24 protein-coding genes and 1 tRNA gene are annotated in these 22,877 nt (G+C 62.6%); 14 read left to right on the forward strand and 11 right to left on the reverse strand.

Going from position 1 to position 22,877, the window contains the following annotated elements:
• Positions 1 to 4 precede the first annotated feature (4 nt).
• From odhB to lpdA, 4 genes are all read left to right on the forward strand, one after another.
• Complete coding sequence (gene odhB, locus V8J82_RS10790; protein ID WP_339975132.1) at positions 5 to 1,537, forward strand: 2-oxoglutarate dehydrogenase complex dihydrolipoyllysine-residue succinyltransferase; 1,533 nt, start codon at positions 5 to 7, stop codon at positions 1,535 to 1,537.
• A 93-nt stretch (positions 1,538 to 1,630) separates the two neighbouring features.
• Positions 1,631 to 2,056, forward strand: a complete 426-nt coding sequence (locus V8J82_RS10795) for a hypothetical protein (protein ID WP_339975134.1) — start codon at positions 1,631 to 1,633, stop codon at positions 2,054 to 2,056.
• The gene (locus tag V8J82_RS10800) at positions 2,053 to 2,448 is read left to right on the forward strand and encodes an MAPEG family protein (protein WP_339975136.1); all 396 of its coding nucleotides are present in this window, start codon (positions 2,053 to 2,055) and stop codon (positions 2,446 to 2,448) included. Before V8J82_RS10795 ends, V8J82_RS10800 begins: the two co-directional genes overlap by 4 nt.
• Positions 2,449 to 2,502: 54 nt before the next feature.
• Entirely contained in the window at positions 2,503 to 3,891 is a 1,389-nt protein-coding gene (lpdA, locus tag V8J82_RS10805) for a dihydrolipoyl dehydrogenase (RefSeq protein ID WP_339975138.1), read from the forward strand.
• Positions 3,892 to 4,356: 465 nt separating this feature from the next.
• Here the strand turns inward: lpdA and V8J82_RS10810 are convergent, their stop codons facing one another.
• Together V8J82_RS10810 and V8J82_RS10815 are read right to left on the reverse strand one after the other, a co-directional pair.
• Positions 4,357 to 5,010, reverse strand: a complete 654-nt coding sequence (locus V8J82_RS10810; RefSeq protein ID WP_339975140.1) for a GntR family transcriptional regulator — start codon at positions 5,008 to 5,010, stop codon at positions 4,357 to 4,359.
• A 4-nt stretch (positions 5,011 to 5,014) separates the two neighbouring features.
• The gene (locus tag V8J82_RS10815; protein WP_339975142.1) at positions 5,015 to 5,782 is read right to left on the reverse strand and encodes a M48 family metallopeptidase; all 768 of its coding nucleotides are present in this window, start codon (positions 5,780 to 5,782) and stop codon (positions 5,015 to 5,017) included.
• A gap of 30 nt (positions 5,783 to 5,812) precedes the next feature.
• Between V8J82_RS10815 and V8J82_RS10820 the strand changes: the two genes are divergently transcribed.
• Together V8J82_RS10820 and V8J82_RS10825 are read left to right on the forward strand one after the other, a co-directional pair.
• Entirely contained in the window at positions 5,813 to 6,151 is a 339-nt protein-coding gene (locus V8J82_RS10820; protein WP_339975144.1) for a TIGR02300 family protein, read from the forward strand.
• A gap of 163 nt (positions 6,152 to 6,314) precedes the next feature.
• Positions 6,315 to 6,390 (forward strand) — tRNA-Ala (locus V8J82_RS10825).
• 650 nt (positions 6,391 to 7,040) lie between these two features.
• Here V8J82_RS10825 and V8J82_RS10830 read toward each other — a convergent pair.
• Together V8J82_RS10830 and V8J82_RS10835 are read right to left on the reverse strand one after the other, a co-directional pair.
• Positions 7,041 to 9,176: a vWA domain-containing protein gene (locus V8J82_RS10830; RefSeq protein WP_339975146.1), complete on the reverse strand. Its 2,136-nt coding sequence runs from the start codon at positions 9,174 to 9,176 to the stop codon at positions 7,041 to 7,043.
• Positions 9,173 to 9,718 (reverse strand): RNA polymerase sigma factor, encoded by a 546-nt coding sequence (locus V8J82_RS10835; protein WP_339975148.1) that lies wholly within the window; start codon positions 9,716 to 9,718, stop codon positions 9,173 to 9,175. The genes V8J82_RS10830 and V8J82_RS10835 overlap by 4 nt, the downstream gene beginning before the upstream one ends.
• Before the next feature lie 237 nt (positions 9,719 to 9,955).
• Here V8J82_RS10835 and V8J82_RS10840 point away from each other — a divergent pair, with 237 nt between their 5' ends.
• Genes V8J82_RS10840 through V8J82_RS10850 form a run of 3 tightly spaced genes read left to right on the forward strand, consistent with a single transcriptional unit; the run spans position 9,956 to position 12,027 of the window.
• On the forward strand, positions 9,956 to 10,882 hold the full coding sequence (locus tag V8J82_RS10840; protein WP_339975150.1) for a sulfite exporter TauE/SafE family protein: 927 nt from the start codon (positions 9,956 to 9,958) through the stop codon (positions 10,880 to 10,882).
• Positions 10,879 to 11,634, forward strand: coding sequence for a TIGR02186 family protein (locus V8J82_RS10845; protein ID WP_339975152.1), 756 nt, complete (start codon positions 10,879 to 10,881; stop codon positions 11,632 to 11,634). Before V8J82_RS10840 ends, V8J82_RS10845 begins: the two co-directional genes overlap by 4 nt.
• A 6-nt stretch (positions 11,635 to 11,640) precedes the next feature.
• Positions 11,641 to 12,027 carry a nuclear transport factor 2 family protein gene (locus tag V8J82_RS10850; protein WP_339975154.1) on the forward strand — a complete coding sequence of 129 codons (387 nt, stop codon included), beginning with the start codon at positions 11,641 to 11,643 and terminating at the stop codon, positions 12,025 to 12,027.
• Positions 12,028 to 12,150: 123 nt separating this feature from the next.
• On the opposite strand, the gene V8J82_RS10855 is transcribed toward V8J82_RS10850, so the two are convergent.
• The 4 genes from V8J82_RS10855 to V8J82_RS10870 all read right to left on the reverse strand — a co-directional run bounded on the left by V8J82_RS10855 (position 12,151) and on the right by V8J82_RS10870 (position 15,589).
• Positions 12,151 to 12,879, reverse strand: coding sequence for an SDR family oxidoreductase (locus V8J82_RS10855; protein ID WP_339975156.1), 729 nt, complete (start codon positions 12,877 to 12,879; stop codon positions 12,151 to 12,153).
• A 66-nt stretch (positions 12,880 to 12,945) separates the two neighbouring features.
• Positions 12,946 to 13,581: a hypothetical protein gene (locus V8J82_RS10860; protein ID WP_339975158.1), complete on the reverse strand. Its 636-nt coding sequence runs from the start codon at positions 13,579 to 13,581 to the stop codon at positions 12,946 to 12,948.
• A gap of 67 nt (positions 13,582 to 13,648) precedes the next feature.
• Positions 13,649 to 15,178, reverse strand: coding sequence for an ATP-dependent DNA helicase (locus V8J82_RS10865; RefSeq protein ID WP_339975160.1), 1,530 nt, complete (start codon positions 15,176 to 15,178; stop codon positions 13,649 to 13,651).
• A gap of 102 nt (positions 15,179 to 15,280) precedes the next feature.
• Positions 15,281 to 15,589 (reverse strand): hypothetical protein, encoded by a 309-nt coding sequence (locus tag V8J82_RS10870; protein WP_339975162.1) that lies wholly within the window; start codon positions 15,587 to 15,589, stop codon positions 15,281 to 15,283.
• A 290-nt stretch (positions 15,590 to 15,879) separates the two neighbouring features.
• Between V8J82_RS10870 and V8J82_RS10875 the strand changes: the two genes are divergently transcribed.
• Genes V8J82_RS10875 through V8J82_RS10895 form a run of 5 tightly spaced genes read left to right on the forward strand, consistent with a single transcriptional unit; the run spans position 15,880 to position 19,828 of the window.
• Entirely contained in the window at positions 15,880 to 16,515 is a 636-nt protein-coding gene (locus V8J82_RS10875; RefSeq protein WP_339975164.1) for a DUF4178 domain-containing protein, read from the forward strand.
• A complete protein-coding gene (locus V8J82_RS10880; protein ID WP_339975166.1) occupies positions 16,512 to 17,789 on the forward strand; it encodes a DUF4178 domain-containing protein in 1,278 nt (425 codons plus the stop codon). The genes V8J82_RS10875 and V8J82_RS10880 overlap by 4 nt, the downstream gene beginning before the upstream one ends.
• Before the next feature lies 1 nt (position 17,790).
• Complete coding sequence (locus V8J82_RS10885; protein WP_339975168.1) at positions 17,791 to 17,976, forward strand: hypothetical protein; 186 nt, start codon at positions 17,791 to 17,793, stop codon at positions 17,974 to 17,976.
• A gap of 36 nt (positions 17,977 to 18,012) precedes the next feature.
• Positions 18,013 to 18,231, forward strand: a complete 219-nt coding sequence (locus V8J82_RS10890) for a DUF350 domain-containing protein (protein ID WP_339975170.1) — start codon at positions 18,013 to 18,015, stop codon at positions 18,229 to 18,231.
• Positions 18,232 to 18,256: 25 nt separating this feature from the next.
• Positions 18,257 to 19,828: a polyamine aminopropyltransferase gene (locus V8J82_RS10895; protein WP_339975172.1), complete on the forward strand. Its 1,572-nt coding sequence runs from the start codon at positions 18,257 to 18,259 to the stop codon at positions 19,826 to 19,828.
• Between the two features lie 228 nt (positions 19,829 to 20,056).
• Here V8J82_RS10895 and V8J82_RS10900 read toward each other — a convergent pair whose 3' ends face one another.
• The 3 genes from V8J82_RS10900 to V8J82_RS10910 all read right to left on the reverse strand — a co-directional run bounded on the left by V8J82_RS10900 (position 20,057) and on the right by V8J82_RS10910 (position 22,874).
• Entirely contained in the window at positions 20,057 to 20,719 is a 663-nt protein-coding gene (locus tag V8J82_RS10900; protein WP_339975174.1) for an alpha/beta hydrolase, read from the reverse strand.
• Positions 20,716 to 21,636: a ring-cleaving dioxygenase gene (locus tag V8J82_RS10905; protein WP_339975176.1), complete on the reverse strand. Its 921-nt coding sequence runs from the start codon at positions 21,634 to 21,636 to the stop codon at positions 20,716 to 20,718. The genes V8J82_RS10900 and V8J82_RS10905 overlap by 4 nt, the downstream gene beginning before the upstream one ends.
• Positions 21,637 to 21,896: 260 nt before the next feature.
• Positions 21,897 to 22,874 carry an ABC transporter permease gene (locus V8J82_RS10910; RefSeq protein WP_339975178.1) on the reverse strand — a complete coding sequence of 326 codons (978 nt, stop codon included), beginning with the start codon at positions 22,872 to 22,874 and terminating at the stop codon, positions 21,897 to 21,899.
• Positions 22,875 to 22,877 lie beyond the last annotated feature (3 nt).

The raw sequence follows: 22,877 nt of genomic DNA on the forward strand, positions 1-22,877 counted from the left end.
CAAGATGAGTGTAGACGTTCGTGTGCCGACCCTCGGCGAAAGTGTGACCGAGGCCACCGTGGCCACGTGGTTCAAGAAGCCGGGCGATGCCGTGGCCGTGGACGAGATGTTGTGCGAGTTGGAAACCGACAAGGTCACCGTCGAAGTGCCGTCGCCCGCCGCCGGGACGTTGGGTGAGATCGTGGCCGCCGAGGGTGAGACGGTTGGTGTGGATGCATTGCTGGCGACGCTGAGTGAGGGGCAGGGCGCTGCACCCTCATCGGCCCCTGCTGCTGCGGCTGAGGCGCCTTCGGCCGAGGCTCCAGCCAGCGAGGGTGGAGAGGCTGTCGATGTGATGGTGCCCACGCTGGGGGAATCAGTGACGGAGGCCACCGTATCGACCTGGTTCAAGAAGGTGGGCGACCAAGTCGCACAGGACGAGATGCTGTGTGAGTTGGAGACCGACAAGGTCTCGGTCGAGGTGCCCGCGCCTGCGGCGGGGACCTTGAGCGAGATCCTGGCGCCGGAAGGCAGCACGGTGGAAGCTTCGGCCAAGCTGGCGGTGATTGGCGGCGCGGTGGCCCAGGTCTCGGCACCCACCGAGGGCGGGCCGGACGTGGCTGCGCCGCAAGCGCCCGCTGCGGGGGGCGGCGATGTTGAAAACGCGCCGTCGGCCCAGAAGATGATGGCTGATCAGGGCCTGTCGCCCGATCAGGTTCAGGGCACGGGCCGCGATGGGCGGATCATGAAGGAAGACGTCATGAAGGCCGTCGCGGCTGGCACGGCCCCGCCGTCTACGACGAGCGCGCCCGCCCAGCCTGCCCAAGCCCCGCGGGCCCCGGTCGCCGCCGAAGATGTCAGCCGGGAAGAACGGGTCAAGATGACCCGCCTGCGCCAGACCATCGCGCGCCGCCTGAAGGATGCCCAGAACACCGCCGCGATCCTGACGACCTATAACGAGGTCGACATGACCGAGGTCATGGCGTTGCGCAATGAATACAAGGATCTGTTCCTGAAGAAACACGGCGTGAAGCTGGGCTTCATGTCGTTCTTCACCGAGGCCTGCGTCCATGCCCTGCGCGAGGTGCCCGAGGTGAATGCCGAGATCGACGGCACCGATATCGTCTACAAGAACTTCGTGCATATGGGCATTGCCGCGGGCACGCCCCAGGGCCTTGTCGTGCCGGTGATCCGCGATGCCGATGCGATGAGCTTTGCCGATATCGAAAAGGCGATTGCCGAAAAGGGCGCCCGGGCCCGCGATGGCAAGCTGTCGATGGCCGAGATGCAGGGCGGCACCTTCACGATCTCGAATGGTGGCGTCTATGGCTCACTGATGTCCTCACCGATCCTGAACCCGCCGCAATCCGGCATCCTTGGGATGCACAAGATCCAGGAGCGGCCCATGGTCGTGAACGGCGAGATCGTGATCCGCCCGATGATGTATCTGGCGCTCAGCTACGATCACCGCATCGTCGACGGCAAAGGCGCCGTGACCTTCCTGGTGCGCGTGAAAGAGGCGCTGGAAGATCCGCGGCGGTTGCTGATGGATTTGTAGGTCTATGCATTTGCTCATGGTGCTACTCGTGGAGCCTTTTCACTTAGTAGGGCACAGCTGCCCTAGAGGCCGAAGTCTTGGGAGGTAGCTTCCATGAGCCTAGATTTTGACATGACCCTCTTAGCTGTCAGTTTCGCCATTCTGTTTGCAGTTTTGCTCCTTCTGCATCGGACTTGGCGTGACCTTGGCCGACTAGAAAAGTCGATCCGTGATCTTCACGTCACGCAACAGCGTCGATCTATTTCCTTGATAAAGATTGAGAACGACTTGGGAGCGCTAATGGAATGCACTGTTGCATTGGCTGAAGGCGACCCAAAGAAAGAAACTGCCGTCTTGGAAGCTCTGACGGTGAATCGGCACAATCGGCTGAAATCGAGGCTTCGAAACGGGATAGGTGTCGGCGACCAACTCCGCGGGCTACAGATCCCAACTGGTGAGGACGATCCGTGGTTCGCTGGTAAAGAGTGGATCGAAGACGTCGTTCCGGAAGCCGACAATGATAGAAGAGTTGCCACATGACCCCCGAACTCACCGTCCTTGCATTCGCGCTTTTACTCCAGGCGGCTCAATTCGTCGCCTATTCCATCCGGGCCAATCTGGATGTTGGGCCGGGCTATGCGATGTCGGCGCGGGATCGGGAGCCGTCGCGGCCGATATCGGAACTCGGCGGGCGCCTGCTACGGGCGCTTAACAACCATTTTGAAGGGCTGACGCTGTTCACCGCCGCCGTGGTCATCGTGACCCTTGGCGATCAATCCACCCCGTTTACCGCCACCTGCGCCTGGACCTATCTGGGCGCGCGCATCCTCTATGTTCCGGCCTATGCGCTTGGGCTCAGGCCCTGGCGCTCGGTCGTGTGGATGGTCGGGTTCATCGCCACATTCGCGATGGTCATCGCAGCCCTTTTGTGAGCGCCCTGGCGCATTTATGTATCCCCTAACAGACCGACGAAAAGGACAGACCCAATGGCAAATTACGACGTGATCGTCATCGGCTCCGGCCCCGGTGGCTATGTCTGCGCGATCCGCTGTGCGCAGTTGGGTCTGAAAACGGCCTGTGTCGAGGGGCGCGAGACCCTAGGCGGCACCTGCCTGAATATCGGCTGCATCCCATCGAAAGCGCTTCTGCATGCGTCCCATCAATTGCATGAGGCCGAGCACAACTTCGCCAAGATGGGCCTGAAGGGCAAAGCGCCTTCGGTCGATTGGAAACAGATGCTGGCCTATAAGACCGAGGTGATCGGCCAAAACACCAAGGGCATCGAGTTTCTGTTCAAAAAGAACAAGATTGATTGGCTGAAAGGCTGGGGGTCTATCCCTGAGGCCGGGAAGGTCCAGGTTGGGGATGAGGCCCACACGGCGAAGAACATTATCATCGCGTCGGGTTCTGAACCATCGAGCCTGCCGGGGATCGAAATCGACCAGAAGGTGGTCGTGGACAGCGAAGGCGCGCTGAGCCTGCCGAAGATCCCCAAGAAGATGGTGGTGATCGGGGCCGGCGTGATCGGTCTGGAGCTGGGCTCGGTCTATGCGCGGCTGGGATCTGAGGTGCAGGTGATCGAATTCCTCGACCACATCACCCCCGGCATGGATGGCGAAGTCTCAAAGCAGTTCCAGAAGCTGCTGACCAAACAGGGGCTTGGGTTCACGCTTGGCGCCGCGGTGCAAAAGGTCGACGTGACGAAGACCAAGGCGAAGGTGACGTACAAGCTGCGCAAGGATGACAGCGAGGCCACGATTGACGCGGATGTGGTTCTGGTGGCGACCGGGCGGAAACCCTACACGGATGGGCTGGGCCTGGATGCCTTGGGCGTGAAGATGTCTGAACGCGGGCAGATCACCATCGACAAACAATATGCGACGAATATCCCCGGCATCTATGCAATCGGCGATTGCGTGGATGGCCCCATGCTGGCCCATAAGGCCGAGGATGAGGGGATGGCCGCCGCCGAAGTTGTGGCGGGCAAGCATGGCCACGTGAATTACGGTGTCATCCCCGGCGTGATCTATACCCACCCCGAAGTCGCCAATGTCGGCGCGTCGGAGGAGGATCTGAAAGAGGCGGGCCGCGCCTATAAGGCGGGCAAGTTCAGCTTCATGGGCAATGGCCGCGCCAAGGCGAATTTCGCCGCCGACGGGTTTGTGAAGATCCTTGCGGACAAGGAAACGGACCGGATCCTGGGCGCCCATATCATCGGGCCCATGGCGGGCGACCTGATCCACGAGATCTGCGTGGCGATGGAATTCGGTGCCTCGGCCCAGGATCTGGCGATGACCTGCCACGCGCATCCGACCTATTCCGAAGCCGTCCGCGAGGCGGCCTTGGCCTGCGGAGATGGCCCGATCCACTCTTGATCGTCAAATGCATCGGTCGGGGCAGCACTGGGCCGACGCATGTTTGCGCTGAAAGCCCGCCGGTCAGGCAGGCCCGAATTGCCACGGCCGATGCGCTCGGCAATGTGGTGCCATGACAGATTTGATTGCCGTCGAAGACTTGCCCCGATCCAGGCGCCCTTTCGGGATACGAGTCTCAAATTGGTGGCGCTATCTGAATTGATGCGGTCCGGTGGGGTTGATCCGTTGAGGCATCCGACCCGCTTGGAAGAGCTTGATCTGGGCTTGACCGGGATCTGGTGGAGTTTCGATGCTCTGGAGGCGCTTCCCAGCTCAAGAAACTGATCGTGTTTCAATCTGATCTGCCGCCGTTTGAGCCAGCGCGCAGATCCAAGGTGGTGCAGCTCTTTCGGGCGAATGCGCCTGGACCCGACACACATCCCGTTTTGCATCGCTCAGACAACAGGGTGTGCAGGTCTCGGTCTACTAAGTCGCCAACAATCGCAGGCCCTGCGTGACATCGGCACGGACGGCCAGGCGCAGGCCGGGCTCGTCCCCCGCCTCCAACGCGGCAACGATCAGACGGTGGTGCTGCGGCACCTCGGTGCGTCTGAGGCGGCCATAAAGCGCGCGCATGGTAGGGCCGAGTTGCAGCCAGACGGTTTCCGCCAGGGCCAGCATCGCGGGTGCCTGGGCCCTCAGATAGAGCGTTCGGTGAAACTCCAGATTGGTGCGGATATAGCCGACCGCATCCCGGCGGGCGATGACCTGCGCAATTTGGGTGTTGATCGCCTCCATCCGCTCGATCAGGGCGGGGTGGGCGCGGGGCAGGGCGCGGCTGGCCAATTCCGGCTCCAACAGGGCACGGATGGCGGCCAGTTCCTCGATCCGTTCGTTGGACAATTCAGGGGTCGAGACACGCCCGCTGGTCGACAGAAACAACGCCCCCTCGCTGACCAGGCGCCGCACGGCCTCGCGCGCGGGCGTCATCGAGACACCGAACTCCCGGCCCAACCCGCGCAGCGTCATCGCCTCGCCCGGGCCAACCTCGCCATGCATTATGCGCGAGCGTAGGGCGCGGTAGACACGGTCATGGGCCACCGCGGCGCCGGTCTCTGTGGGGCGGGGGTTCATCAACATCGCGCTATTCCTCGGCCTCGAACCGCCAGGCCAGCAGATCCGCGCCATGGCTGCGGAACCAGGCACGCTGCCGGTCCGTCTCGGGATAGAGCCGCCGACACAGCGACCAGAACCGGTCGGAATGGTTCATCTCGGCCAAATGCGCGACCTCATGGGCGGCGACATATTCCAGGGCTTCGGGGGGCGCCATGATCAGCCGCCACGAAAACATCAGATCCCCCTTGGACGAACAACTGCCCCAGCGTGATCGTGGGTCGCGTAGCGTCATCCGCCCGGGCGCCCGGCCCAATTGATCGGCATAGCGTGTCACTGCATCGGACAGCCGGTCACGGGCCATCGCGGTCAGCAGGGCCTTGATGCGCGGCCCCTCACGCGGGCCCGGCGGAACCTGGATCAGGCCACCGACAAACCGCGCAGACCGGCCCGTGCCCGCCACGACGTCGCGCGGGACACCGCAAATCGGGATCGCGGCGCCGACCCGCGCGCGCTGCACAGATGGCGCGTCCTGCAAATGGTCGCGCACCCAATCCTCTCGGGCGCGCAAAAACGCAACCGCCTCGGCCTCCGGCGCCCAAACCGGCAGGCTTAACGAGACACGCCCATCCGACCGGCTGACCCGAAGCGAGAATCGCTTGGCCCGCGCATTTCGGCGCAAGATCACCTCAACCGGAGGCTCCCCCGGCAGGATATGGGTTGAAACAGACGAATGCGGGGCCACATGCACCTCAAGGGATGTTTGACAGTCCAGCAGCACTATGGCAGAGGACCGCATCCCGCGATACCGATGATTGAAGGGGGTGTCATGCCCAAAGAGGAATGGGGCGTTAAACGCGTCTGTCCGACCACTGGCAAACGGTTCTACGACATGGGTCGCGACCCGATCGTAAGCCCCTATACCGGTGAAGCTGTTGTGCTGGAAACCGGCAAAGGGGGCGCCCGCAACCTGGTGGCCGATAAATCCGCGGCGAAAGCCAAGGAAAAAGAGACCGAGGATGAAGATCTGGTCCTCGATGACGATCTCGACATCGAAGATGACGATGCCGATATCAGCGACGATGATGTGCTGGACGATGATGACGACGAAGATACTGTCGCACTCGATGATCTGGCCGATGTTGCCGCTGACGATAACGACGATTAGGGCGATCTAGGCCGGACCAGGCGCGGGCGGGATAAGTGGAATTTTCCGCTTGCACGGCCCTCGCCCCGGCCTTAAACCGCCATCCCACGGGGCCTGACCCTTTCGGCAGATTTCCTTGGAATCACCTGCCGGGTTCAGACCCACACTCCGCGATGCGGAATTCGGGGCCTTAGCTCAGCTGGGAGAGCGCCTGCATGGCATGCAGGAGGTCAGCGGTTCGATCCCGCTAGGCTCCACCAACCACTTTTCTTCGGGACAATGGCCGACTTTCGAACACGAGACTCGGACGACAGGCGTATCGCGACCGCAATCGGATCTGCGTTGGTTCGGTATCCCGCCTAGCTGAAATGCTGCCGGTCCTCTCACATCGTCGCGTGCTGCGACTGGAGCGGTTTGAACTCGCCTTGTGTAGCGACAGATCATCGATTGCGCTGCGATCTTTGCCCCGCCGGTCCGAGCCCCTGTCGCGCCTGCCAAATCTTGACATCTCTGCTGGGGCTGACATCCGGACAGGTTGCCACTCCCGCGCCATATCCCCTGCCTGGTGTCCGCGGACCAACCCGAGGCCCTTCCTTTCGCTGCGCAGAGGTTTGGTGAGGCTGGGGTTGAGCTCATCTTTGGTGATCGCGTTGGCGCCAGGTTCGTAAAGACAACGCTGGATGATGTGTTTGAAGAGCGCGCAGCCGCCGCTTTTGGGTTTGACCATCTGCGCCTCACCTAAGAAGCGATCGGCTTTCACGGCTGCGACCGGGTGCCACCGGCCAATGTGCTGGACCGATGGCACGAAGATCGCCGAGCCTTTCATAATGTGACAGGGCGTGTCGATCACCTTGGCCGATGATGCCCGGCTAATGGTGGCGGGTCGGACTTCCGACCGCCGTGCGACCCGTTACTGCTGGGCCAAACTTTCGGCCAGGCGCATCAGTTGCACGGCCTCTTGGCGGGATCCGAACCGATCCTCGCCGCGATTGGCGTTGGCCAGCGCGATGGCATCGGCATAGTCCCAATCACCCAGGAAACCCGATCCGCGCAGAAGCTGGCCGAAGCCCGCAATGGCTGCGGCAAAACCGGCCTCGGGGCTGGGATCTGACGCGGCGGCGGGGATCGCAAAATCCACCAATTGGCTGTCTTCGGCGCCTGGTTCTTTCCAGCGCAGGCTCAGATAGCCCAACTCGTTCGCAAACTCCGTCTCGCCCGTCTCATCCGCCGCATAGCGCAGCGGTGCCACCAAAGTGGCAGGAGAGCCGACCGGCGTGACCTCGTAGATCGCGGTCACGGAATGGCCCGCCCCCAATTCGCCCGCATCCACCGCGTCATTGGCGAAATCCTCGCGGGCCAAGCCGCGGGTTTCATAGCCGATCAAGCGGTATTCGGCGATCACCTCGGGGTTGAACTCCACCTGCACCTTCAGATCGTCGGCAATCGGAAACAGCGCACCGACCAGTTGATCGACCAGCACGCGACGCGCCTCGTGCAGCGTGTCGATGAAGGTGGCGGTGCCATTGCCGTTCTGAGCCAGGGCCTGCATCGTATCGTCCTGCAGATTGCCGCGCCCAAATCCCAGCACGCTCAGATAGATCCCGGTCTCGCGTTGCGCGGCGATGTAATCTTCCAGCGCCGCAGGATCGTTGATCCCGACATTGAAATCGCCGTCGGTGGCCAGCAGAACGCGGCTGACCTCGCCCTCGTCGGTCATGTCGGCGGCCAACCGGTAGGCCTCTTCCAGCCCGCCGACGCCATTGGTGGAGCCCCCCGCCTGCAACGCGGTCAGCGCATCCGCGATCGCGCGCGTCTCGCTTGCGGGTGTGGGGTCCAGTGCCACACCGGCATTGCCCGCATAGGTCACGATGGCGACCTCATCCTCGGGCCGCAATTCGGCCAGCATCAGACGGAAGCTCTGGATCAGCAGCGGCAGCTTGGCGGGGTCGTTCATCGACCCGGACGTATCCACCAGAAGTACGAGGTTCAGCGGCGGGCGATCCTCGATCGCGGGCAATTCCCCTTGGATCCCGATATGGAGCAGTTGGGTATCGGGATTCCACGGCGTCTCGAACACACTGATTGTGGGGCGGAACGGGCTGATATCCTCGGCATCCGGCGCGGGCAGATCATAGGCGAAGTAATTCACCATCTCTTCGATCCGCACGGCCTCGGTCGGGGGCATCTGCCCCTGCATCAGCGAAGACCGCACCAGCGCATAGGAGGCTGTGTCGACATCGCTTGAAAAGGTCGAAACCGGGTTTTCGGCCACGATTTGCAGTGGGTTCGCATCCGCATTGGCGAATTCCTCGGTCACAGGCGCGGGAGGGACGATATCCTCCGCGATGCGCCGACCGGGCAAGATGGCAGTTTCGGTGTTCGCTCTTCCCCCGGCGATGCCCATTTCAGCACCTCCGGTAATTTCGATGTCGCCTAGCACAGGGGCAGGGCTTGGCGGGGCATTGGGGAGAACGCGGTCTTCGGCATCGGCGAAGGTGTCCGCGCCACCAGCGACGCCGAATTGAACCGAGCCGTCCGATGGGATCGTCACGCCAGACCGCGGCCCATTGTCCAGTGACGGATCCTGTGGTCCTCCGACCTCGCCGCTCAAGGTGAATGTCTCCTGCCTCAGTTCCGGCTCGGCCAGCAAAGGCACTTCGGTGCTCGGCAGGTCAGCGATATCGGCGGGGCCTGCCTCCTCCGCCACGTAGGGTCCGGTATGAATCTCAGGACGCAGGACCTGATCCGGTCCGCGCAATATCTCTTGCCCCGTTGGGCTGAGGACGAGGAACCCGATGGCGACCAGGGCGGTGGTGCCGGTCAAAGTGCCGACTGTATTGGCTTTCAACATATCAATCACTCCTGCAATCCAGCCCCGCTTTTGAGGCGTCACAGGGGTTTGACGGGCGGTCGTGCGTGATCCTTGGGTCGCATCGAAGGCGGCTTGGGCGCGGGCCAGCACATCGGCCTTGCGCACCGGATCGGGCGCGGGTGTGGCCGCATCCATCGCGGCTTTCAAATCATTCAAGTCTGTGTCGGAGGTCATTGCATCCCCTCCTTTTCCTCTAAGGCTCTCATCTCGCGCAGCTTTTTCTTCGCTTCCGAGACACGCCAGGCCACGGTGCCTTCGGTTGTGTCCAGGATCTCGGCGACTTCGGCCTGGGTCAGATCGTCCAGGATCAGGGCCAGCGTGTCGCGCATGACCGGCGAGAGCCGCGCCATGGCGGTGTGAAGCCAATCGACCTGCGCGCGGGTGTCTGCTGCCGCGGCCTGGCGCGCGATCTCCCAATCGCCCCAACCCTCGGCGGCCTTGGCATGGCTGGCCGCGCGCCTGCGCCGGTCAATCGCGGCATTCACTGCCACGCGGTAAAGCCAAGTGGTGACCTTCGCGCGCCGTTTGTAACCCGCGAGCTTGCCGGGCAGAGCCAGGCAGATGTCTTGCGTCAGATCCTCCGCCTCGGCCTGGCTGCCGGTCAGCCGAAAGCAAAGCCGGAACAGCCGGTCATAGACCCGGTCCAGCAACAGCTCGAACGCGGCCCCATCGCCACCGGCGGCCGCCTCGGCCAAGGCTTCGTCACTGACATCCATACGCATCTCTTAGATCATGACGCAGCCGATGGCGCGATCCTTGGGGAGCGAGACGAAAAAATCTCTGGACCTATAAAAAGATTGGGAATTGAGACCAGCATTCTCATAAATCCCTTGACGTCGCCGGGGGTGAGGGCGCACAGGAAGCTATCGCCATGCCAGTTCGCCGCATTCCCCCGCTGGCAAAACCGGCCAAGGCGGGTTAAATCGCCCTACGTTTTACCGAAGGCCTATCCGATGCAAATTTACCTACCCATCGCCGAGGTGAGCGTGAACGCGTTCCTTCTGCTGGGGCTGGGTGGGCTTGTCGGGGTTCTGTCCGGCATGTTCGGCGTCGGCGGCGGCTTTCTGATGACGCCGCTGTTGTTCTTCATCGGCATTCCCCCCGCCGTCGCTGTAGCGACCGAGGCGAACCAGATCGTCGCCTCGTCCTTTTCGGGCGTTCTGGCGCATTTCAAGCGCAAGACCGTCGATTTGAAGATGGGGGTGGTGCTGTTGGTAGGCGGCCTGATCGGGGCCGCGATCGGCGTGCAGGTCTTTGCGGCACTGACTGCGATTGGCCAGGTCGATCTGCTGGTGCGGCTGTGCTACGTCGTGTTTCTGGGCATTATCGGCGCGCTGATGTTTGTGGAAAGCCTGAATGCGATCCGCAAGGCGCGCGCCACCGGCCCCGCCGCCGCACCGCCGAAACGGCGCCAGCGCGGCTGGATGGATGCATTGCCGTTCAAGATGCGGTTCCGCACATCTGGCCTCTATATCTCGGCGATCCCGCCTCTTTTGGTGGGGCTGTTTGTCGGCGTTCTGGCCGCGATCATGGGGGTTGGCGGTGGCTTCATCATGGTGCCGGCGATGATTTATCTGCTGGGAATGCCCACCAAAGTGGTGGTGGGCACGTCGCTCTTTCAGATCATCTTCGTGACCGGCTTTGCGACCTTGATGCATGCGACGACGAATTACACCGTCGACATGGTTCTGGCGGTGCTGTTGCTAGTGGGCGGCGTGGTCGGCGCCCAGATCGGCGCACGGATCGGCACCCGGCTGAAGGCAGAACAATTGCGCATCCTGCTGGCCATCATGGTGCTAGCGGTCTGCGGGAAGCTGGCCTTCGACCTGCTTGTGATGCCGTCTGAATTGTACACGCTGGGCGATGGGGCAGGACATTGAGGATCTGCGCCTTTCTCCTTGCCTTGGTCTTTTCGGCGCTGCCCGCTGCGGCGGAAACCGTTGTGGCGGGGCTCAGCCGCGACACGATCCGCATTACCGCGAATTTCGAAGGCTCCGAGATCCTGATTTTCGGCGCCGTGGCCCGTGATGCGCCCGCGCCCCAAGGGGACCCACTTGAGGTGATCATCACTGTCGAAGGCCCTTCACGCCCGGTGGCGGTGCGCCGCAAGGATCGCCGGTTCGGCATCTGGGTGAATACGGACGCGATTGAGGTCGATGCGGCGCCGTCTTTCTACGCTGTGGCCACAACCGCTCCGATAAACGAGGTTCTGACCCAGACCGAGGATCTGCGCCACCAGATTTCGATCCCGCGCGCGATCCGGGCCGTGGGCGTTCAGGTGGACGATCAACAGAATTTTATCGCTGCCCTGATCCGCATCCGGGAAAGCGAAGATCTCTATCAAACCCTTGAGGGAGAGGTGGAATTACGGGACGAGACGCTGTTTGACGCCTCGGTCCGGCTGCCGGCCAATCTGGTTGAGGGGGATTATCGCACGCGGATTTTCTTGACCCGTGGGGGCAACGTGCTTGATGTCTATCAGCAGGACATCTCCGTGCGGAAGGTCGGTTTGGAACGCTTCATCTATAATCTCGCCCATGAACGCCCCTTGATCTATGGGATCATGTCGCTTGCCATTGCGATTGCCGCAGGGTGGCTGGCCTCTGCCGTGTTCCGCTACATCCGGACCTGAGCGCATATGGCCATGGACCCGCAGCAGGTCGTCCGTCGGTTTTGGCGGGTTATGGGCAGCAATGATTTCACTGCTGCAAGCCAATGTCTGACCGAGGATTTCCGGCTGCATTGGCCGCAATCGGGTGAGGTCATCGAGGGGCGCGCGAATTTTGCGGCGATCAACACCGCCTATCCGGCGGCGGGCGCCTGGCGGTTCGATCTGCGCCGGAGCATCGCAGATGGCGTGCAGGTGGTCACAGAGGTTGGCGTGACGGATGGTGAGCTGAAAGCGACCGTCCTGACATTCCATACCGTGCGCGGTGATCTGATCGCATTGCAGCGTGAGTTCTGGCCCGACCCGTTTGTGGCGCCGGATTGGCGCGCGCAATGGGTCCGTGTTCCGAGAATGTGAGTTTGTGCGTTGGGTGGGCCCGCCCACCCACCCCATTTGGGGCTCTGCCCCGTCCTTCGGACTCCCCGGGGTATTTGGGGCCATTGAAAGAGGTTTAGGGTGTTTTGATTTGTTTATAGGGGGTTAGCCGCGTCCCACATAGGGCATGTTGGTGGCCATCACGGTCTGGAACAGCACGTTGGTGGAGAGCGGCATATTCGCCATATGCAGCACCGCTTCGGCAGCGTGTTTGACGTCCATCATTGGCATCAACGGTTTGCCCTCGGCGATGAGGCGGTTGTTGAGATTATCGACCAGCTCGGTGCGCGCATTGCCGATATCGATTTGGCCGGCGGCAATGTTGAAGGGGCGGCCATCGAGGCTGAGGGTCTTGGTCAGGCCCGTCACGCCGTGTTTTGTCGTTGTATAACAGATACTTCCCTCGCGCGGGGTGTGGGCGGAGAGGGAGCCGTTGTTGATGATCCGCCCGCCTTGGGGGTTTTGCGCGCGCATCTGGGTGAAGGCGGCGCGGGCGGTGTTGAACATGCCGGTGAGGTTCACGGCAAGGCTGTTATGCCAATCGGCGGGGTCGATTTCGTCGATTGTGCCCTGAGGTGTGAAGATGCCCGCATTGTTGAAGACGGCATCCAACCGCCCGAATTTATTGACGAATTGCGCGACAGCAGCGTCGGTTTGAGGAAGGTCGGTGACGTCGCCCGGCAGGGCAAGCGCGTTGTCATGGCTGTCTGCGATCTCGGCCAGCGTGTCGGCGCGGCGGGCGAGCAGGCCGACGGCCCAGCCGTTTTCCAGGAATAAGTTTGCCGTGGCGCGGCCGATGCCCGAGCTGGCGCCGGTGATCAGGATGGTTTTCATGGCCGGGCTTTCATCGAAATTTCTGATAGTCTATTTGCTTTATCGATTTCTTTAATAGTCGCTGCGTCAGTGGACAACCTTCACCCGGCATTCAAGCAGGCCCCAACCGCGAGTGAGTTTGGCGGCTTTCAGGGCCTGAGCGATCCGGTCGGTGAGGAAGAGAGCGCCGAAGAGGCGGTCTTCGATCCATATCTCTGCGGACCCTTCCGCAGGCGGTAGAACAACCATGGGGTCTTCGCCGTCTGTGGAGGTGATCATGTTATAGGCCACGCCGTCGCGGACTGTCACAGCGGGAGGTCTAATAGCGCCTGACTCTTCGAAAAGGGTTTCGCGGCGGCATTCCAGGACTTGCATCATGTGCAGGTCGGCGCCCTCCCACAGAGATTTGGTGCGCTCCGCGTTTAGGACGTCGATCTTGTGGAATTGGAGCGGGCCGGGGTTGAGGCTCTCCAGAAGCGCGCGCGTCTCGGCCGTGACGACCAATCTGTCACCGCCGAAATTCATGATCGGTTGTGGGCCGGAGGGTTTTGCCATCTCTGGAACGAGTGAAAATACCTCGCCCAAAGCATTGGAAGACAACATCAATCCCGATTGGTAAGTAAAGCGAACCTTTTTGCTCGCCTCTATTCGCTCCAGAGTTTCTTCGTCAGAGATTTGGTTGTAGTCAGCTTTGTGGGAACCTACCTGCCAGATGGGTTTCACGAATTCCGATCCGACGCTGACCTGCGCGAGCCAGACTTTTCCAGTGCTGCTCATATGTATCTCCGCACTATGCGTCTTCGCCGCTTTCGAGCGCGAGGGGCTCGGGTTTGGCGATCAGGTCGTCGGTGGCGAGTGCAGCGGCGGGGCGGGAGAGCCTGTAGCGGGTCACCCAGATCAGGCGCGTCTCGGCCCGGGTGATGGCAACATAGGCGAGGCGCTTCCACAGCGCCTGGCCCGCTTCCATCCGTCCGGCGCGGGAGGCGGCGTAGAGGTCGGGCGCGAAGACTTGCACGTCGGGCCATTGCGAGCCTTGCGCCTTGTGGATCGTGACCGCGGCGCCATGCAGAAAGGCCGCGCCCATTCGGGCGGCATAGGGCAAGAACGGCTCTTCCTCGTCGGGCTTTTCGATCTTCACAATCGAGGAGGCGGAGAAGCGCGGCGTGTCGGCGCCGATCACATGCAGCTTGGAGAAACCGGGGCGCGAGCCGGGACCCAGGTAGATGACGGGCGCGCCTTTGATCAGGCCGCGCGCCTCAAGATCGATGCGCTTCTTGCGATGTCTGAGGGGCAATTCGATCCCGTCGCAGATCAGCGGCTCGCCCGGCAGCAGCTCGTCATCGCTGGCCCCAAAAGCGGCGCGGAAGGCGGCGATCAGGCGGATGCGGGTGGCGTTGCGCCAGACCAGAACCGGCGAGCGGGCCATCATGTCGGAATTGGCGCGGGGGACGACCTGTACCCTGTCATCGCGGCGCGCGGCGTCTTCGATCATCCGTTCGAATGCCTGGAAATCGAGCTGCGGATCGCCAAGCGCATGGGCAAGATCCAGGATCGGGTTATCGGCGTCCTGGCGGTGGATGCGGGCCAGATGCAGCAGATTGGGCGCCTTGAACTTGTCGAACACCATCTCACCCGATTGGCCGACGGGCGCGAGCTGGGCCGGGTCGCCGAACAGGACCAGGACGGGAAAGATCTCGCGCAGATCCTCGAATTGCTTGTCGTCGAGCATGGAGGATTCGTCGATCAGCCCGATATCGAGCGGGTCTTCGCGGCGCTTCCAGCCGGTGATGAAATCCGAGCCCCTGAGCCCGGCGGAGGCCAGCGCCGCGGGCACGGATTTGTGCGCCTCGTAGACCTCTTTGGCGCGGTCCAGCGCCTCGTCGGTCAGCGCCTCGATCTTGGGCCGTTCGCCCTGACCGGCGAGCCATTCGGCGACTTTCTCAAACTCGGGGTCATAGACCGGCGTGTAGAGGATGCGGTGGATCGTGGTGGCGGGCACACCCCGGGCGCGCAGGACCGAGGCCGCCTTGTTGGTGGGGGCGAGCACGGCGACGGTGCGGCGGTCTTTGCGGCGCTTACCCTCCCAATCGCCGGAAATCAGATCGACGCCCGCGCGGGTGAGCGATTTGACCACCTCGGCCAACAACAGTGTTTTGCCCGACCCTGCCTTGCCGGTGATTGCCAGTACGGCGCCGCGCCCTTCAGCGGCGGGCGACAGCGTTTCATCGTCGATATCCACACCCATATCGCGCAACACTTCGGCGATGCGGTCGTGGGCGGCGGCTTGGTCGTCGGAGAATATGGGGGCGAGGGCGTTCATGGGCCGAACCCTAGACGCTTTCCGGGGGGAGGTGAATCGAAAGACGCAGGCGCCCCTGCGTCTTGTGTCATCAGTAGCGTGCAGGATGGCCTGCGGGGCGTGCTATACGGGCAAATCCACCAGACGCAGCGCGGGGCGGTCCTGGCTGAGTGCGACATCAACCTCATCCGCGGCCTCTGTCAGCATCACGGCCAATCGGCGGGCGCGGATCGCATCTTTGCGCCCCGCGGCATTGCCATTGAAGGTCTCGTGGATCACCTGATCAGCGCTGAGCAGCGCGCGGATCAGGGCCAGCACGCGGACATCGGGCACGGCGTGTCGCAGATGCGCCATCACCCCGACATCGTCTGCATCCGCTGCCATCACAGCGGCGAGGACAAGTTCAAGAAGGTCTTCGCTATCTTTGCGCATGGATTGCCCCGGTCTGATCACGCCCAAGCATCTAAGCGGGCAACGGCAACCGGGACGTTTATCCCGCACATCTGGCCGCATACTGCAGCGTTACTCACAAACTGATTGGGAAATAATCGTTCTGACGCCGTCGAGCAAGTCCAGCGGCGCGATACAAGAAATTTTAATAAACCGGTTAACGAATGGCGCGACCGGGGAAAGGCGGGCGGAGAAGCCCCTTTACGGGCGGGTCGGCGCGCTTGTAGGGTCGCGACGTTGTTATCTTATTGATTTAGGGTCGATCTCGTCCGATGTCCGACACGCATGTTTCTTGTCCGAATTGCGGCTATGGCTTTGAAGGTCTGCGCAAATCGACACGCATGTTCGATTGTCCATCTTGCGATACAACTCTGTTCCGCAGTGACAGCGCGTTGAAGCCGGTGGGCAACAATGGCGAGATGCATGATTATCCGATGCTGTTCGGTCTGCATGACAGCGTGAAGATCGATGGCCGGACCTATGTGGTGACCGGCCATTCCCGGTACGATTATGGGCGCGGCACCTGGGATGAGATGTATGCCGAGGATAGCGGCGGCAACGGCGTCTGGATCTCGCTGGATGAGGGCGATGTGGTGGTGCAGGTGCCGTTTAAGCCCGGCTCTGGCCCGCGGCGCAACGACCCGCCGCCGGTCGGGCAGGCGCTGACCTATTCGGGTCGCGACTACCATGTGACCGAGGCTGATACCGCCACCTGCATCGCCGTGCGCGGTCAGTTCCCCGAGCTGATCCAGGTGGGGGATGAGCATTACTTCATCAACGCGTCGGGCCCATCCGGGCAGCTTTTGTCCGGTGAATTCTGGGACGGCGGCAGTACCTGGTATGAGGGGTCGTGGCTGGATCCGTTCACCCTTCAGGTCGCATATCAGGATGGGGCGAGCCGCCAATGAGCGCGACACACGGATTATCCTCGATCAATTGCACCTCCTGCGGGGCGGGCCTCTCGGTGCTGGGCGGTGGGCGTGTGCGCAGCCATGTCTGCGGCTATTGCGGATCGGTCCTGGATACCCAGGACAATTACAAGGTGCTCGACAGTATCGGAAAGCGGAACCACCCGTCGAGCCCGGTGCAGATCGGCATGACGCTGACGCTGGACGGGGTGCTGTTCACCGTGATCGGCACGTTGGGCGTGGTGGAGCAATATGGCAGCAGCACGTGGCGCTGGGTGGAGCATCAGATCTATTCGCCGACCCACGGCTATCTGTGGCTGAACTTTGAGGACGGCAACCTGACCTTCACGCGGAAGATCCGCGACTACAATATGGGCCATTGGCTGAGCCCCTCGACCGTGGAACGCGCCGAGACGCCCCCTGTCCGGGCCTATCAGGGCGAGCGGTACAAATATTACGAGACCTCGATGACCCAGATCGACTTCATGGAAGGTGAGTTCAATTGGGTCCCCAAGCTGGGCGAACGCAAAGAGGTGGTCAGCCTGTTGGGCCCCCATGCGATGTTGTCGCTGGTCCGTTCGGCGACCGAGCGGGAGGTGGAGTTGACCCGGCTGTTGCCGCGGGCCGAGACCGCCGCCGATCTGGGAATTGAAGAGCGCGCATTGGGCCATGCCGAGCCGCATCCCTTGACGCCGTTCAAGCAGATCTCCGAAGAACCCGCGATCCGCAAAGCGCTCTTGGTGACCATGGTGGTGGCGCTGCTGTTGGGGTTGGTGTTCTGGATGAGCGGCGGACAGCGTGTGCTGTCGACGCCGGATATCCCGCTGGCCTCGCTGCCCGAGAGCTACGAGTTCGAAATCGACAATACCGCTCAGCTTGTGCGGGTGCAGTTCGACACCGCGTTTCAGAACCAATGGGCGGAATTGGCCGCCGAGATTGTTGGCCCTGACGGCCAACCGGTGATCGCGGGCGCACGCACGATCTCATATTATTCCGGGCGGTCGGGCGGCGAAAGCTGGTCCGAGGGCAGCCGCCGCGGATCGTTTCTGTTCCGCCCGACCGAGCCGGGCACCTACCGCGTCAGGGTCGAGCAATTGCAGGGATCCAGCACCGATATCGGCCAATTCCGCGTGAATGTGGGCCAGGGCAAGCCGGTGGCCTTCTGGTTGTTCTGGCTGGCGATCTTATCGGGTCTTGGGTTTGCCGGCCTGATCGCCCGCAGGGCGGCCCATGCCTCGCGGCGCTTTGCCGGATCCGATTGGAGCGACGATTGATATGAGCCCCATCCGTCTGATCATTTTCGCCGGATGCGCCCTGGCCCTGATGGGGGCGGCCTATCTGAGTTACTACGGTGTCGGGCGCGAAAGCCGCGACCTGGCCAGTTCCACGCAATCGATCCGCACCGGATCCTCCGGCAGTACGGGCGGCGGTGGCTTTGCCGCCTTTGGCCGCATCAAGTGAAGTTTTGGACTAGCACCTGGAAAGGGAGCCCCCGATATGTTTGAGCAAATCATCCTGTCCGAGTTCGTGTCGATGCTGTTTTACAGCTTCGTTGGCATGGTCCTGTTGTGGATCGCCTATAAGGTGATCGATGTGCTGACGCCGTTTCCGATCATCAAAGAGATTGAAGAGGATCAAAACACCTCGTTGGCCGTCCTGATCGGCTCAGTCTTTCTGAGCATGTCGATCATCATCGCCGCGGTGATCTTATCGTAACGCCCTTCCGCTGGCGTGACGCGGTGTGACCCAGACCTCTGACAACGGCGCTGCGCCGGAATTGACCCCAAAAGTTGCCTGGCTGTTGGCGGCCACCTTCGTCGTGGCGGTGGCGGGGCTGATCTATGAGCTGATTGCAGCGACGATCTCGTCTTATTTGCTGGGGGACTCGGTCCGGCAGTTTTCCTTTGTTATCGGTGTGTTTCTGTCGGCCATGGGGGTCGGCGCCTGGGTCTCGCGCTTTGTGGGCGATGCGTTGGGCGCGTTTGTCCGGGTGCAGATTGCGCTGGGCGCGATTGGTGGCGCGTTGGGCCCGTTGCTGTTCTTCACCTATGCGATTTACGGCGCGGTGGGGTTGCCGCTTTATGGCGGATTGATCGCGATTGGGATCCTATCGGGGATGGAGATCCCGCTGATCACCCGCGTGATGAAAGAGATCGGTGCGGCGGAGTTCCGGTTCGAGAATGTGTTGACCGCCGACTATATCGGCGCGCTGGCGGCCTCGCTGGCTTTTCCACTGCTGATTGTGCCGAACCTGCCTCTGATGAGCGCATCTCTGGCTTTCGGGATCCTAAACCTGCTGGTGGCGGGCCTGTCGCTGTACCTGTTTCGCGACCGGCTGGGGCGGGGCCTGTGGCTGCCCTGGGGTGCACTGCTTGTGGCGGGCGTGGTGGCGTTTGCGATGAGCGAACGTCTGGTCTCGGCGGTCGATGCGCGGCTGTTTCAGGATGAGGTGATCTTTTCGGAGACGACGTTGTATCAAAGCATCGTCATCACAAGGTTCGATGACCGGTATCGCCTATTCCTCGACCACTCGATCCAGTTCGATAGCCTGGATGAGCATCGCTATCACGAAGCGCTGGTGCATCCGGCGATGGGCCTGGTGCCCGATGCACGCAGCGTGCTGGTTCTGGGCGGCGGCGATGGCATGGCGGTGCGTGAGGTGCTGCGCCATCCTGGCGTGGAGCGTGTGGTTCTGGTGGATCTGGATCCACGGGTGACCGAGCTGTTCGTGACGAACCCGGATCTTATTGCGCTGAATGACGGCGCGCTGCTGGATGAACGGGTGGAGATCGTCAACATGGATGCCTGGGTTTGGGCGGTCGAGGCCCACGGGGACGAAGTGTTCGACGTGATCATCGCCGATCTGCCGGACCCTAAGTCAATCGCCTTGTCGAAGCTCTACTCGGTGGAATTCTATGGGATGCTGATGGAGCGGCTGGCGGGCACGGGCTTGATGGTGACGCAGGCGGGCTCCCCCACTTTCGCGGCGGAGGCCTTCTGGATTGTCGAGGCGACGCTGGCGGGCACGCGCAACCCCGTGGCGCCGGGACAGGGGCTTGGGACGGTGCCCTATCAGGTCTATTTGCCGAGCTTCGGGAATTGGGGCTTCGTGATGGCCGGTCCGAACGTGCCAGCTGCCGCGCGATTGCCGGATCTGCCGGAGGGGTTGCGATACCTGAACGGGGATCTTTGGGGCGCGGCGCAGGTCTTCGGCGAGGATCAATTGCCCACGGGAGACGTCTCGGTGAATACGATCCAGGGCCATCCGTTGGTCTCTGCCTATCAGCGCGGTTGGACCTATTGGTTCCGCTAAGGGGGCTCGGCCCGTGCTCGGCCTGCGGCCTGTGCGCGAGACCGACCCGGCGCCCTCACTTCGTTCGGTCGCGTGGGGGCTTTGCCCCCTCCCGGCCCTAGGCCGGTCCCCCGATCAGAGTTGGCGCTGATCAGGCTAGCGCAGCGACCCCGCACCGATGCGCTTTGCGCGAGGTGCCGGGTCCGGTGAGGCGTTTGGCTTTGCCAAACAACGAGCCGGAGGTTGCGGCTACTGGTTCAGGGCAGCGCGCAGGGCGGTGATGTCGGTTTCGGTGATGCCATGGCCCGCCCCTTGTAGGATGTGGAGCGTCGTTTCGGCGCCAAGCTTGTGGAAGATGTCGGCGCTGTCCTGCGCGCGTTGTCGGGGAATATGGGGATCTTGGTCGTGTACGGAGATGTAGGCTTTAGTGCCCTTCAAGCTTGTTGAATAGTCGAAGCGTTTCGGACCATGGCCGTATAGCGCCTCGCTCGGGCGCCCCTCAGCATCGCCGGTGCCCACCAAACCGCCGGACAGGCCGAAGACAGCCATCACGTCGCCGCGACGGGCGGCATATTCCAGCGCCAGACAGGCGCCTTGGCTAAAACCTGCAAGGGCGATGCGGCTGCGCGGTAGGCCCGTTTGAACCAATGTCTCGATCGCCTCCTCGATTGCCGACAGACCCGCCTCGACGAAGGGCGTCACTTGATCGTGGGGGGCGAGGAAGGAGGTGGGCCACCAGGATCTTCCCTCCGCCTGAGGCGCGGCGCGCGCCACGTCGGGCAGCGCGAGGGCATCGCCCAGCCCGAGGATATCGGCGGCGGTCCCGCCGCGGCCATGCACCAGGACGAGGCCGTAGCGCGCCCGGTCCGGTGCGGCGCCCCCAAGGGCCAGGGGCGCCAGGTGTTGGCTCATCTTGCGACCTTAAGGGGCGGCAATACCCGTTCGAGGCGGTCGCGGATCCCCTCATATTGCGGGGGCAGCTTCAGTGCCTCACCGAGATGGGCGGCATCTTCATCCACGGCGAAGCCCGGCGGGTCGGTCGCGATCTCGAACAGCACACCGCCCGGCTCGCGGAAATAGATCGCATTGAAATACTGCCGGTCACGCACTTCGGTCACGCCGAAGCCAGCGGTTTGCAGTTTCTCCTGCCAGTCCAGTTGCTCGGCATCGTCCTTGGCCCGGAAGGCCACGTGGTGGATGGTGCCCGCGCCCTGCCGCCCGATGGAGGGGGTGTCCGAACGCATGATGTCGACGACCGCACCACGGGCTTCGCCTGGCGCGCGCAGGCGGAGGCGTTCCACGCCATCCACCGTCTCGTGCCCGACTTCCTGCCAGCCGAAATGGTCGGTCAGCAGCCGAGCGGTTGGCGCGATGTCATCCTCCCACAGGGTCACAGAATGGAACCCGTCGAGCGGCGCATCGGCGACACGGTCGGTTTCGATCAATTCCACCGGCGCGCCGTCAAGGTCCCGCAACAGGATCACACGGTCGCCAAAGCGCTCTTTCGGGCCAAGGAAATCCACGGCGTTTTCCGCAAGATCTTCCATCCAGCCGTCAAAGGCGCCGTTCGGCACGGCATAGGCATAGGCCGCGGCCATGCCCGCGCCCGCGCGACCGGGGCCCGCATCGGCAAAGGGGAAGAAGGTCAGGATGGTGCCGGGTTCGGCGTCATGGTTGCCATAATACAGATGGTAGGTGTCGGGTGCGTCGAAGTTCACGGTCTTCTTGACCAGGCGTTGTTTCAGCGTGCCTGTGTAGAAATCAACATTCTCCTGGGCGGGGCCGGAGATGGCGGTCACGTGGTGCAGGCCGGGAATTGTGGTGGCCATATCGTCTCTCCTTTTGGCTAACGGGGCGGATTGCCCTGTCTTCGCACAGACAGATGGCGTGTTTGTGATTGTGCGAAAAGGCAAGGCTGCGCACGGGCGATGTGCGCTGGTGTGAGACAGGGGCGTAGCCCCGGGGGCATTGGGGCGCCGCAACGCGCAACCGCCGAGCGCAGCGAGGCTGGGTCGCTCGCTGGCGCAGGCCGAAGGCCGAGACGCGGTGAAACACCTGCGGGGGCCGGGCGAGGTGCCGCGCGGCGGGGTTAGCGTTCCTTCACATAGGGCTCGCCGCCTGCGCGGGGCGGGATGGCGCGACCGACGAAGCCCGCAAGGATCACGACGGTCAGGATGTAGGGCAGGGCCTGCATGAACTGAACCGGGACTGTGAAGGCGAAGATCTCGATGTTCTGGAACCGGTTGCCCACGGCATCGAGGAACCCAAACAGCAAACAGGCATAGAGCGCATACCAGGGCCGCCATTTCGCGAAGATCAGGGCCGCCAAGGCGATAAAGCCGCGGCCCGCGCTCATATCCTTGACGAACCCCGCCGACAGACCGGTGGCCAGATAGGCACCGGCCAGGCCGCAGAGCATGCCGCAGATCGCCACCGCGGCGAACCGCAGACCGACCACGCTGATCCCGGCCGTGTCCACAGCGGCGGGATTTTCGCCCACCGCACGCAGACGCAGGCCAAAACGGGTGCGATAAAGGATCCACCAACTCAGCGGCACGATCAGCAGCGCAATATAGACCAGGATGGAATGGCCCGAAATCAACTCGGAATAGATCTGTCCCAATGGATCCTGCTGCGCGATATCGCGAATGCGCGATGCGGCACCCGGCAGCACGATTTCCTGGAACCTTGCATCGCCGCTCAGCGATGGCGTGCGGCCGCCCTGGCTGAACCAGGTCTGCGCGATCACAACGGTCAGCCCGGCCGCCAGAAAGTTGATCGCCACGCCGGAAATCAGCTGGTTGCCGCGGAAGGTGATCGAGGCCACACCATGCAGCCCCGCCAATGCCATCGAAGCCACAACCCCCGCCAAAAGGCCCACCCAGACATTGCCGGAGGTATAGGCGATCGCCGCCGAGAAAAAGGCCGCAGCGAGGATCTTGCCCTCCAGCCCGATGTCGAAAATTCCCGCTCGCTCGGAAAACAACCCCGCCAGACAGGCCAGCAAGAGCGGCGTGGCCAGCCGCACCGAGCTGTCGAGAAGTTGGAGGATGGTCATGAAATCCATGGG

It is taken from the genome of Gymnodinialimonas mytili, from assembly GCF_037544085.1.
GTDB classification, from domain to species: domain Bacteria; phylum Pseudomonadota; class Alphaproteobacteria; order Rhodobacterales; family Rhodobacteraceae; genus Gymnodinialimonas; species Gymnodinialimonas mytili.